9 protein-coding genes are annotated in these 12,396 nt (G+C 46.6%); 3 read left to right on the forward strand and 6 right to left on the reverse strand.

The window, feature by feature from the left end; all coding sequences use genetic code 11:
- On the forward strand, positions 1 to 315 hold a 315-nt coding region (locus NA59_RS11545), incomplete at its 5' end, for a PD-(D/E)XK nuclease domain-containing protein (RefSeq protein ID WP_044412808.1).
- A gap of 284 nt (positions 316 to 599) precedes the next feature.
- On the opposite strand, the gene NA59_RS11550 is transcribed toward NA59_RS11545, so the two are convergent.
- Both NA59_RS11550 and clpB read right to left on the reverse strand, forming a co-directional pair.
- The gene (locus NA59_RS11550) at positions 600 to 872 is read right to left on the reverse strand and encodes a four helix bundle protein (protein WP_232504088.1); all 273 of its coding nucleotides are present in this window, start codon (positions 870 to 872) and stop codon (positions 600 to 602) included.
- 253 nt (positions 873 to 1,125) lie between these two features.
- On the reverse strand, positions 1,126 to 3,696 hold the full coding sequence (gene clpB, locus NA59_RS11555) for an ATP-dependent chaperone ClpB (RefSeq protein ID WP_044412814.1): 2,571 nt from the start codon (positions 3,694 to 3,696) through the stop codon (positions 1,126 to 1,128).
- A gap of 115 nt (positions 3,697 to 3,811) precedes the next feature.
- Between clpB and NA59_RS11560 the strand changes: the two genes are divergently transcribed.
- Complete coding sequence (locus NA59_RS11560; protein ID WP_044412817.1) at positions 3,812 to 4,618, forward strand: YdcF family protein; 807 nt, start codon at positions 3,812 to 3,814, stop codon at positions 4,616 to 4,618.
- 220 nt (positions 4,619 to 4,838) lie between these two features.
- On the opposite strand, the gene NA59_RS11565 is transcribed toward NA59_RS11560, so the two are convergent.
- The 4 genes from NA59_RS11565 to rpsO form a co-directional block, all read right to left on the reverse strand.
- Positions 4,839 to 5,813, reverse strand: coding sequence for an Rpn family recombination-promoting nuclease/putative transposase (locus NA59_RS11565; protein WP_044412820.1), 975 nt, complete (start codon positions 5,811 to 5,813; stop codon positions 4,839 to 4,841).
- A gap of 267 nt (positions 5,814 to 6,080) precedes the next feature.
- On the reverse strand, positions 6,081 to 8,975 hold the full coding sequence (locus NA59_RS11570; protein WP_044412822.1) for an insulinase family protein: 2,895 nt from the start codon (positions 8,973 to 8,975) through the stop codon (positions 6,081 to 6,083).
- A 222-nt stretch (positions 8,976 to 9,197) separates the two neighbouring features.
- A complete protein-coding gene (gene pnp, locus NA59_RS11575) occupies positions 9,198 to 11,282 on the reverse strand; it encodes a polyribonucleotide nucleotidyltransferase (protein ID WP_044412825.1) in 2,085 nt (694 codons plus the stop codon).
- A gap of 235 nt (positions 11,283 to 11,517) precedes the next feature.
- Positions 11,518 to 11,781 carry a 30S ribosomal protein S15 gene (rpsO, locus tag NA59_RS11580; protein ID WP_044412826.1) on the reverse strand — a complete coding sequence of 88 codons (264 nt, stop codon included), beginning with the start codon at positions 11,779 to 11,781 and terminating at the stop codon, positions 11,518 to 11,520.
- A 250-nt stretch (positions 11,782 to 12,031) separates the two neighbouring features.
- On the opposite strand from rpsO, the gene NA59_RS11585 reads away from it, so the two are divergent.
- On the forward strand, positions 12,032 to 12,396 hold a 365-nt coding region (locus NA59_RS11585; protein WP_044412829.1), incomplete at its 3' end, for an IS5/IS1182 family transposase.

A 12,396-nucleotide genomic window follows, 5' to 3' on the forward strand; every position in this document is an offset into this window, starting at 1 on the left:
AAAAACGACATGCAAAACTATGAAGGCTTTTACGCCAGTGTCATCTATGTCTATTTACAAAGTTTGGGGCTGAACATTATCGGTGAAGATGTGACCAATAAAGGCCGGATTGATTTAACGATCAAGATGAATAACGCCATTTACATCCTCGAGTTTAAAGTCGATGCGACAGACAAAACTAATGCCCTACAGCAAATTAAAGACAAAGACTACGCAACCAAATATATCAATGAGCAAAAACCCATCTACTTGATAGGGATACACTTTAACTCGGGTGAAAAAAATCTATCTGAATTTGAGTGGGAGAAACGCTAAAAAATATATAGCATAAAGCAGGATTTCATCGACGATAGTGATGGCCTGTAATCGCATAATGTTGACATACAGGCCATCCATCAACGGCCTTTAGCTCGTACTAATACAATTTGTTTAGCTTCCCAACCCAATCAAATCAAAAAACGTGATTGCACCAAACCCAGCACCCCAACCCCACTTTCCACCTTTAACTTTCCACCTTTAACTTTCCACCTTTAACTTTCCAGTTCTGACTTCTCACTAATAATTTTTCACTTTTCACTTTAAGTTTTTAATTTTCAAAGTTACTGTCCGCTGCGCACAAGACGCACATGACCCAACATCACCGCTTGCAGGCTTAAAAACTCGAAGGTACTAAAGCTAGGATAGGCTTCGAGCTTTTTGGCTAGGTGTAGTTGAATTTTTATTTCATCAATACAATACTTAAACTTTTTGAGCAATTGACAGGTTTGCGTTTTTTCATGCCAGGCCTGGTGAATCAGGTTACACAGGGTTAAGGCATTTTTGCGCAACTCCGTGCCCAAGGTATATTTGTGATATCTTGGGAAGGTTTTCACGACCTTTTCAATCGCTAACAGAAACGCATTGGCATCACGCCAAATTGGGATACTATTACGATGAGGAAACCTCTACGCCTGTGGCGGTTAACATTAGCCCCGAAGTATACGCTTGGATTCAAGGTGTGCTAGCTGACTATGGCTATGGTGACTTTGTTTAAACGTTAAAGACACTAGATTGTTACCCTCCCCACCGTTTTCACGATGGGGATTCTTGGCTACACTAGTCGCGCTCGAGCGTGGAAGCGTGACCTTAATGGAAATTAAGTTCACCGTCCTCAAGTTCAACATGAATCGTTGAGCCCGGGTGGAACTCGCCTTTTAGGATGCGTTGCGCTAGCGGGTTTTCCAAGCGTTGCTGGATAACACGTTTTAGCGGACGCGCACCATAGACGGGATCAAAACCCGCTTCACCAATCACATCTAGCGCCGGAATCGACACATCGATTTTCAGATCAATGTCGGCCAAACGCAAACGCAGGCTTTCGAGCTGAATATCGGTAATCGCACGAATCTGGCCTTTTCCAAGCGGATGGAACACCACAATATCGTCAATGCGATTAATAAACTCAGGGCGGAAATGGTCACCGACCACTTCCATCACCGCGGATTTCATCGCATCATAATTGCCTTCCCCTGCCAGCTCTTGAATAATCTGAGAGCCGAGGTTCGAGGTCATCACAATCACCGTGTTACGAAAATCCACTGTGCGCCCCTGACCATCGGTTAAACGTCCATCGTCCAGCACTTGCAGCAGGATATTAAACACATCCGGATGCGCTTTTTCGACCTCATCCAGCAGAATCACCGAATAAGGCTTGCGGCGAACGGCTTCGGTTAAATACCCGCCCTGCTCGTAACCGACATAACCCGGCGGCGCACCAATTAAACGGGCGACCGAGTGTTTTTCCATAAATTCCGACATATCCAAACGTACAATCGCATCTTGACTGTCAAATAAGAAATCCGCTAAGGATTTGGTCAGCTCCGTTTTCCCAACCCCCGTTGGGCCAAGGAACAAGAACGACCCATTCGGCTTATTCGGATCAGACAAGCCAGCGCGCGAACGGCGAATCGCATCCGACACCGCTTTAACCGCCTCGTCTTGACCCACCACTCTGGCACTCAAACTATCCTCCATCCGCAGCAATTTTTCACGCTCGCCTTCCATCATCCGCGACACCGGAATTCCGGTCCAGCGTGACACGACTTCAGCGATTTCTTCTTCTGAAACTTTATTGCGTAACAAGTGCATTTCGCCCTTATCGCCCTCGCCGACATCCATCTCGTCAGCCGCTTTAATTTTAGCTTCTAAATCCGGAATCACACCATATTGCAACTCGGACATACGCGCCAGATTACCCTCACGACGGGCGGCTTCCATTTCAGTACGCGCTTTATCGAGTGCTTCTTTAAATTGCTGTGCGCCTTGCAGTTTGGCCTTGTCTTTTTTCCAGACTTCTTCAAAATCAGAGTATTGTTTTTCCAGTTCTTTGATTTGGTCTTTTAAAATTGCTAGACGTTTTTTCGAGGCATCATCCTTTTCTTTTTTCAGCGCCACCTGTTCCATTTTGAGCTGAATTAGACGACGATCCAACTTGTCCATTTCTTCCGGCTTGGAGTCGATTTCCATTCGGATACGCGAGGCGGCTTCATCAATCAAGTCAATTGCTTTATCCGGCAGTTGGCGGTCGGTGATATAACGCTGCGACAAACGCGCCGCCGCCACAATCGCCGGGTCGGTAATCGCTACGCCGTGATGCACTTCATAACGCTCTTTTAAACCGCGCAAAATCGCAATCGTATCTTCCTCGTTCGGTTCATCCACCAAGACTTTTTGGAAACGACGCTCTAATGCGGCATCCTTTTCGATATTGTCGCGATATTCATTCAGCGTGGTCGCACCGATACAGTGCAGCTCACCTCGCGCTAAGGCTGGCTTGAGCATATTGCCCGCATCCATTGCGCCTTCTGATTTACCCATGCCGACCATCGTGTGAATTTCGTCGATAAACAAAATCACCTGACCTTCGTTTTTAGACAGATCTTTTAGCACCGCTTTCAGGCGTTCTTCAAACTCACCGCGATACTTCGCCCCCGCTAATAACGCGCCTAAATCCAGTGACAACACACGCTTGTTGCGTAAACCTTCTGGCACTTCACCATTCACAATACGTTGCGCCAGCCCCTCGACAATCGCGGTTTTACCGACACCTGGCTCGCCAATCAACACCGGATTATTTTTGGTGCGGCGTTGTAAAACCTGTATCGCACGGCGGATTTCATCATCACGCCCAATCACCGGATCCAGCTTGCCGGATTCAGCGCGTGAGGTTAAGTCTATGGTGTATTTTTCCAACGCTTGACGCGTTGACTCTGCATTTTGATCTTGCACGCTCTCGCCTCCTCGGACTTGTTGAATCGCCTGACTGAGTTTTGTTTCAACCAGGCCTGCTTGTTTTAACATATCGGCGATTTGATCTTTCGATTGCAACGCCGCCTGAAAAAACAATTCGCTTGAAATATAAGCATCTTGATTTTTCTGCGCCAGTTTTTCCATTAAATTCAGTATCGCACCCGACTGGCGAGATAGCTGAACATCACCGCCCGTACCGCTAACCTGCGGCAAGGTTTTCAGCCGAGCTTGCACGGCTTGATTAAGGCTATGGGTATCCGCGCCCGCCAAACGCAACAAATGTGCCTGCTCGGGGATTAAAGTCGCTAGAATATGCAAAGGCTCAATAAACTGATTGTCTTGGCTATTGGCCAACGACTGGGCTTGTGATAATGCCGATTGAAACTGGGTGGTAAATTTATCCATCATGATTTTGTCCTCTTAAATGATTGTTGTTAAGGTTATAGGGACGTGATTTTTTAATTCAAGTAGCTTATTAATAAAATTATACAAATATATGAAATACAAACATAATGAGTAACCAATGGACAATCTATTTTTCGTTTTTTCAAAACTAAGCTGGGCGGTATTAAGCCCAAGTAATTTTTTAATCTTGGTTTTTATATTGGGCACACTGCTGGTACTTTTCAAGAGCTATAAGCTGGCAAAATGGATTTTAATTCCCAATGCACTGCTGGCAGGCTTGGTGCTGGCCTATCCTGTTGGCGACGGGTTAATTGAACCGTTAGAAAGCCGATTTGAACAGCCTCAACATCTACCCCAGCAGATTGATGGCATCATTATTCTGGGTGGCGGTGAGGATTTAAAACGCTCACTAAGCTGGCAAGTTGCCGAACTGGGTTTAGGGGGTGATCGCTATATTGCCGCCAAAAAACTGGCCGACATCTACCCCAATGCACCGGTTATATTTAGCGGCGGCAGCGGTTCGATTCAACTACAAAACACCGGTAGCGAAGGCGAACTTGCTCGCCAATTGTTTGCCGACATGGGATTGGATTTAAGTCGTCTGGTTATCGAATCCGAATCACGCAATACCTATGAAAACTTTCGCAATATACAGCCCCTGCTAAAGCACGAAGGTGTTTACCTCCTAGTGACCTCCGCATTTCACATGCCGCGCTCTGTCGGCATCGCACAAAAACAAAACATCAACGTCATCGCCTATCCCGTTGACTATCGCAGCAACAGCGCCGAGTTACGACAAATAGACTTTGACTTCTTTGATCACCTAAAAGCACTAGAACCCGGATGGCGTGAATGGATTGGACTCACCGTTTACTACTGGACAGGCAAAACCAGCGACTGGCTACCAAAGCAGCAACAAGACTAAAACGGGTTTCAAGAAAACCTCGCTCCCACGGTCCCGCGTTGGAATGCAGAACGCCCCTTGACTGGGGCGTTTTTGTTTTAGGTCGCTGCAACCCGCATATTTCATAAATTTCACGCGCCCTCGCTTGCCTATTGGTTTACCAGTATCCTGCGCGATCATCACGCGAATTTATGAATCGAAGAAAGCGAAGCCAAACATGCGGGTTAAATAATTAGCAGCACTACTTTTCGATTTGGCTTAAACGCTCTTTGAGCTCTTTTATCGATAAATGGCAACGCTCTGCCACTAACTCTACAGATAAATTAAATTCTCGAATCATTTGTACTGCCTGCTCTAGCTTGCCTAGTTGCTCGCCTTCAGCGTAAATCTCTCTTTTCCAGTTTTCTACGTTTTGTGCCAACATGCTCGGCTCCTTAATGATGTGTTCTACAGGTGCAATGTTAATCGTTGGATAGTTCTTTTTCAAGTGAACCATCACCCATTTTAAAACGGCCATTGCCAGTGCGCGCTTATCGTCGCCCAAGCTATCTAAATAACCCACCAACTTTTGGGTACTGCGGCGGGCTTGGGCGTATTCGTGTGCTTTCTCAAAGCTAAAAATCGTGCTGATGCCGTTAATTACATTGTCGATTTGGTTATCGGGGATGCGTTCTTCGTCAATCAGGTAGTAATGCAGTTGTGGTTGATAGGGTTTTAAGTAATCCGGCAAATTGTGAAATAGATCGGCCATTTGGTGCTTTGCCGTCCATTTGGGTTGACCGTTGTATAGCACCACGGGAAATACGGGTGGCAGCCCTTTTTTGAAAGATAATCTATTTTGCTTATTGAGGTCATCATAGAGGGCGGCGACATATTGAAGCATGCGCACAGGCATGGATAAATCAACTTCCGATTGAAACTCCAGCATCAAATACAAGTATACGTCTTGCTCAGATCCTTTAAGTTTTGCTGACCAGACCACATCCGAATCGCGTTTCTTCATTGCTGGGGTAATAAAGCTGCCATTCTCTTTTTGCAGTAAGCTAAAATCAAGATTGGTTACCAGTTCAGCCGGCGCAAAGCCTTCAATTAACTCTTGAACCAGCTCTTTGTGCGAAAAGAGGAACTTATAGCCTCTATCGTGGCTATGCTCGGTAGAGTCACCATAGAGCCAATCGTCATCATTTTCCGGCATCTCATTTTGATGTTGTGTCATTTGAATTTTTCACTATGAATTTTCTAGTATTATTTTAACATAATAGACAGGACTGCTTTTGAGCTTGGTTTGGACTGTGTAATCGAAAGTGCCGGCTACCTTATAACAGCTTCCATTCCCACGTCACTTCAGCTTTCGCCGCCATACTGCGCGAAGTCGCCGTATCCAAATAGCTAGCCAACAGACCCTGCGACTTCGCGCAGGGTGACAGTTTAGCCAATCCTTTCAATTACAGCCTAATCCCTCTTAAGTTTTCACCCTTCACGACTAAAGCTTAATCAACTCAAAGCCATTGGCGCTTAGCAGTTCAGATTGACTGGACTGGGTAACGACGGCACGGGTGGGTTGGGCTTTGAGGTAACGCTGGGCGACCGCTTGTAACTGGGCGACATCGGCATTCAACACGGCTTGACGATAGGCCATGCGTTTTGCATGGGTACGACCGTAGAGTGCTTGATAGAAGGCTTTTTTCGCTTCGCCAGCGGGTGAACCGGGTTTATCCATCGCACTCACCACATTCAGTACCGCTTCATCAACCTGTGCTTGAGTGGCATCGCTCATCAACCAGTTCAGCGCACGTTCAAAATCCGCATAGGTGTCCATTAAACGCGGGTCACGGTAGGAATAAAACACGAATGCGCCTGATTCACTATCAAAACTTGCGCCGCCGCCATAGGCACCACCCTTTTCACGAATTGCGCTATGCAAAAAGCCATTGCGCAAACACGCGCCTAATACCGAAAGAATCGGCGCATCCTCATGCCCCGACATTACGGCTGGATAGGCTTGCGCACAGAAATTAACCTGAGTGGAGGTCAACCAGGCCTGGTTGTTAATCGCTTGCGGTTTTGCTAGGTTTAATCCATTTAAATTTGAATCAACCTGCCCAACTAAACCATCAAAACCTGCCCAGGCCTGGTGGTAACCCTGCTCATCCGCGATTAATAATCCTTGTTTATTCGACTGCGCGATTTTTTCACGAATCTGCGCAAGCTGTTCGGCAAAGTGATTAAGTTTTGTGTCATCCGCAAGGTCTTTATCTAATTGCTTGATAAAACGAATTCCAGCCAATCCAGAGCGTTCAAAATTCCATTTTGCTGCCACTGAAAAACTCTGACAAGCCGCACTCATCGCCAAACTATGGCCCGCGCCAGTAATCCGGTGTTCCATTGACGAGCGAATTTGCGCCACAAGGTCTTTTAACCGCGCGGTTTCTTTAAAGTCAACCTGATGCAGGGTTTCTTTCATCAACTGGCTGAGGTCTTGTTGGTGACGATTCAATGCCTTGCCACTGAGGATAACGTGACTTTGATAGCGTGAAGCATCATCGCCATCCGCGCGCACGGCTGAGCGAGCCGACAGCCCTCCGGTTACCGCCGCCTGCAGCGATTGCGTTTGCAAATAATCACGCCCCCCACTGCCCACCTCGGTTAAACAAGCATTAAACAACGGCATCATCGCTTGTTGGTCTGGGGTTAAATCAGGAGTCGGTATAATCAGTTGTTGATACACCAAACCATTAGTACCGCGCATATAGCCGGTCATAGTTTTGGCTTGGTGTGTAGGTTCAATTTGCGGCAAGCTAACTTGCACATCGTCTTTGGTAACTTTAGGCAGAATATCTGCGTCATCCAATTGTGCTTGACGCTGTTCAAGTGCTTGAGCTTGGTCGATAATGGCTTGTTTTTGCGCCTCCGTTAACGCCGCTTGAATCTGGGCTAACTTGGCTTTTTCAGCCACTTCACGTTGTGCGCCTAATTCGGCATCGGGCTTAAGCGTTAAACGCACCCGATGCGGATTATCTAACAACCAGGTCTGGATTAAATTTGGAATAAAATCGCTCTTTTCAACCTCGTGTTGCAGCTCAACCAAGATCCTATCCACATCCAACATCGCCACAGGATCACCTTGATGCAAAGCCGCTGGCAATGCCGCCAGCATCAGCTCTAACCCATAAGGATGGCTATCGCCACCCACTTCACGCTGGCTTAATTCGAGTTGATGCAACATAGCTTCAACATGCGATTGATCAATCCCTTCCTTAACAATGCGCTCTAACTCATTGATAATTAATTCTTCTACCGCCTGCGCATGTTGCGCTTCTGAACCCTGCACACCGACAACGAACGCCATTTCTTTGTTGGAATCTTCAAGACCACACAAGGGTGACGGTGCGGTGGCTAACTCGGTTTGTTCCAATACAAACCGCAAAGGCGATGCGCTGTTATCAAGCAATACCGATGACAGCAAATGGCCTTTAAGCACATCCATCGGGTCACGATTTAGACCCAGTAACCAACCCATCACAATATGGGTTTTATTCGCCGTGTCCTCTTCATCTAACGCATAGGTTTGCTCGACCGCTTTGGGTGCGCTAAAACGCTGTTCTGTGGACACAAAAGTCGGGGCAATCTGCTCACTAAAGCGTGCTAAACCCAGTGTTTCAAAATCGGCTTGCAGCTTGGCTGGATCTTGATTGCCATAGGTCATAAACACCGCATTGGACGGGTGATAATGGGTTTTATGAAAATCGATCAGTTGTTGATAGCTTAAATCCGGAATCGCTTCGGGTTCACCGCCGCTGTTGTAATGGTAGGTCGAGGTTGGGTAAAGCTCGGTGGTGAGGGTTTGCCATAGGGTCGAAACCGGCGAACTCATCGCCCCTTTCATTTCGTTAAATACCACGCCTTTATAGGTAAGCGGCGAGCTGGCATCGTCCATTTTTTCAAACTCAAAGCGATGACCTTCTTGCGCAAAATCTAGCGGGTCGAGTTTAGGGAAAAACACCGCATCCATATAGACCTGCAACAGGTTTTGATAATCCTTGTCGTTTTCAGTGGCAAACGGATAGGCCGTCCAATCACTAGACGTAAAGGCATTCATAAAGGTATTGATTGAGCGGCGAATCATCATAAAAAAAGGATCACGCACCGGGTATTTTTCTGAACCACATAAGGTAGTGTGTTCAAGAATATGCGCCACGCCCGTTGAGTCTTCTGGCACGGTGCGCAAAGCCACCATAAAGACCTTATGCTCGTCATCGGCGGCCAAGTGGTAATGCATCGCGCCCGTCGCTTTGTGGCGAAAGGTTTGTACCTTGACGGACAGACTGTCTATAGGTTGTTCATTAATAAATTCAAACGTTTCATAACAATTTTGCATAACACCTCACAAATAACCCGCATATTTAACTTCGCTTTCTTCGATTCATAAAGTTCACGTGAATTTATGAAACATCCGGGATAAAAAAACCGTCTTGCAACGGTTTTTTGTTAGTTTTTAATTTTAAGCCTCGTTTCCACGCTGTAGGCGCACAACCTGAAGAGATCCCGGCCTACGCCGGGATGACCCATCCATTAAGCCTGAACAACACTCAACACGCCATTAAACGGCTTTAATAGACAGCTTAACGCGCCCTTGCTTGTCTACTTCAGTTAGGCGCACTTTAATTTCTTGACCTTCCTGTAGATAATCCGCGACGTTTTCAACGCGTTCTTCAGATATTTGCGATACATGCACCAAACCTTCACGACCCGGCATATAAGACACAAACGCACCGAAATCAACAATCTTCACCACCTTAGCATCATACACCTTGCCAATTTCAGGCTCAGCCACAATCGCCATAATACGTGCAATCGCATCATCCGAGCAGGCCTGGTCAGACGAGGCAATGCGCACAGTACCGTCATCATCCAACTCAATCACCGCACCGGTTTCTTCGGTTAAGGCACGAATCACAGCGCCGCCTTTACCGATGATTTCACGCACTTTTTCTGGTTTAACTTTAATCGTAGTGATACGCGGCGCGGTTGAAGCCACCTCTTTGTTTGATGAGGTAATGGCGCTGGTCATCTCACCTAAAATATGCAAACGCCCTGCTTTCGCTTGGTCTAGCGCGATACGCATGATTTCTTCGGTAATGCCTTCGATTTTAATATCCATCTGCAGCGCGGTAATCCCCTGATCGGTTCCTGCTACTTTAAAATCCATATCACCAAGATGATCTTCATCACCCAAAATATCAGACAAGACCGCAAAGCCAGCCTCTTCCTTAATCAAGCCCATGGCTATCCCCGCAACCGGTGCGGCAATCGGTACACCCGCATGCATCAAAGACATACTGGTACCACACACGGTCGCCATCGAGCTTGAACCGTTTGACTCGGTGATTTCAGATACCACACGCACCGTGTAAGGAAACTCTTCTGCTGTAGGTAACATCGCCGCAATACCACGACGCGCCAACATCCCGTGACCAATTTCACGGCGACCCGGCCCCCCCATACGCCCACATTCACCGACTGAATAAGGAGGGAAGTTATAATGCAACATAAAGCGGTCTTTGTAGGAACCGGTTAACTCGTCAACGATTTTCGCATCGGTTTCGGTGCCCAGCGTGGTCACAACCAATGCTTGCGTTTCTCCACGCGTAAACAACGCTGAACCATGCACCTTTGGCAATACGCCCACCTGACACTGAATGCCACGAATCGTGTGATTATCACGTCCATCAATACGCGGCTGGCCGGCTACTGAGCGCCCACGCACGATATTCTTCTGCAGCTTACCAAACATCGCTTCGAGTGCTTTTACCGCATACCCTTCAGCGTTTTCTTCTGATAGCCCAAGCCCATCAACCATTTTAGCTTTGGCGGCGTCTAATGCCGCATAACGATCCATTTTATCCGCAATCATATAGGCCGCTTCAACATCGGCGCCAATCAAACCAAACACCTTATCCTTTAACTCGGTGTTTTCAGCCGCAGGCTGCCAATCCCAACGTGGTTTGCCAACTTCTGCCGCCAACTCACGCACCGCTTGAATCGCCACTTGCATCTGCTGATGACCAAACATCACCGCGCCCAACATCACATCTTCTGGCAATTCGCTGGCTTCTGATTCCACCATCAACACCGCTGATTCGGTACCCGCAACGCTCAACTCCAAATCAGAATTTTCTAACGTTACTTTAGAAGGATTTAACACATAAGCGCCATCAATATAACCAACAATCGCCGCACCAATTGGGCCGTTAAACGGAATCCCTGAAATCGCCAAGGCCGCTGAAGTACCCAACATCGCCGCCACTTCCGTGCCCACTTCTGGATCAAGCGCTAACACAGTCGCAATCACTTGCACTTCGTTCATAAAGCCCTTTGGAAATAACGGACGAATCGGGCGATCAATTAAACGTGAAGTCAGTGTTTCAAACTCAGACGGACGGTTTTCACGCTTTAAAAAACCACCGGGAATGCGTCCTGCGGCATAGGCTTTTTCTTGGTAATGCACAGACAGCGGAAAGAAATCCTGCCCTTCACTGGCTTTTTTAGCGCCAACTACGGTGACTAAAATACGGGTATCGCCCATACCCACCATCACCGCACCGTCTGCTTGTCTTGCGACTTCACCGGTTTCAAATGTCACTGTATGCTGCCCATACTGGAATGTTTTTACATGTTTTGCCATCAGATTTTCCTATAATTCTATTTTAAATATTGCTTGGATTTAACTGAAAACCTGAATCCTTAAACCAACCAGGCCTGGTTATCAAACAGACCAAAAGGCAAGCTTAAGGATTCAGGTTAAGGGTTCGCAGTTAAACAAGTGGGTTTAATCAAACATCACCATTGTAACGCTTGAATTGGTTTTCGCCTACAAAAAAGCCCCGACAAGCGGGGCTTTTTTGTTCAGACCTCTTGAATTACTTACGTAAGCCAAGACGACCGATTAAATCTAAATAACGCTGACCATCTTTATGATGTAAGTAATCTAATAACTTACGACGACGGCTAACTAAACGCAACAAACCAACACGTGAGTGGTTGTCTTGTTTGTGAGATTTAAAATGCTCAGTTAAGTGCTTGATACGGTGAGTTAATAGGGCCACCTGAACTTCTGAAGAACCGGTATCCTGTGCGTTCGCGCCGTATTCAGCAACGATTGACGCTTTAGTAGCTGCATCCATCTTTTTCTCTCCTAGAGATCGGTTAAAAATAAAAGTTCATCTCCGCAACCGATAGCAGAAACGAACCGCAAATTATCCACAAAATAGCCAATAAATCAACAAAAAACACACTTTACCCGGGAAAACGCATCTAAAGTAAATAATGAGACCTTTGCACGAGAAAAGCTTGCCAAACCACTATAAATCTGCAAAGAAATCGCTTGTATGTTAAAATAGCAACATATTATTACATATTACTGGATCTTATCACATGGCATGGAAAAACCTCTCACAGACCTCACTCGCTGATGCATTTATCTGCCCCCATCCGGCACTCAATGAATTAGATGGGGTTGAAGAGCTAATTGACTGGTCAGCGTGTGAAGCCTTAATGGTCAATATCCATAGCAACCCAATGGGTGAGCGTGCCTTTCCACCGCTACTTATGTTCAAGATCCTACTATTACAAACCTGGTACAACCTCAGTGATCCAGCCTGTGAAAAACAACTGGCTCGCGATTTATTATTTCGTCGATTTGTCCAGCTCAGCTTAACCGATAGCGTACCTGATCACTCTACCATCTGGCGTTTTCGCCAACGTCTACAAAAAGACAACCTATTGGATGCCCTATTTGA

It is taken from the genome of Thiomicrospira microaerophila (assembly GCF_000934765.1).
Lineage (GTDB): Bacteria > Pseudomonadota > Gammaproteobacteria > Thiomicrospirales > Thiomicrospiraceae > Thiomicrospira > Thiomicrospira microaerophila.

Excerpts from the sequence above, each read along its gene's own strand:
- clpB (WP_044412814.1), bottom strand. The coding sequence starts at position 3,696 with ATGATGGATAAATTTACCACCCAGTTTCAATCGGCATTATCACAAGCC.
- NA59_RS11560 (WP_044412817.1), top strand. The coding sequence starts at position 3,812 with ATGGACAATCTATTTTTCGTTTTTTCAAAACTAAGCTGGGCGGTATTA.
- NA59_RS11565 (WP_044412820.1), bottom strand. The coding sequence starts at position 5,813 with ATGACACAACATCAAAATGAGATGCCGGAAAATGATGACGATTGGCTC.
- NA59_RS11570 (WP_044412822.1), bottom strand. The coding sequence starts at position 8,975 with ATGCAAAATTGTTATGAAACGTTTGAATTTATTAATGAACAACCTATA.
- pnp (WP_044412825.1), bottom strand. The coding sequence starts at position 11,282 with ATGGCAAAACATGTAAAAACATTCCAGTATGGGCAGCATACAGTGACA.
- rpsO (WP_044412826.1), bottom strand. The coding sequence starts at position 11,781 with ATGGATGCAGCTACTAAAGCGTCAATCGTTGCTGAATACGGCGCGAAC.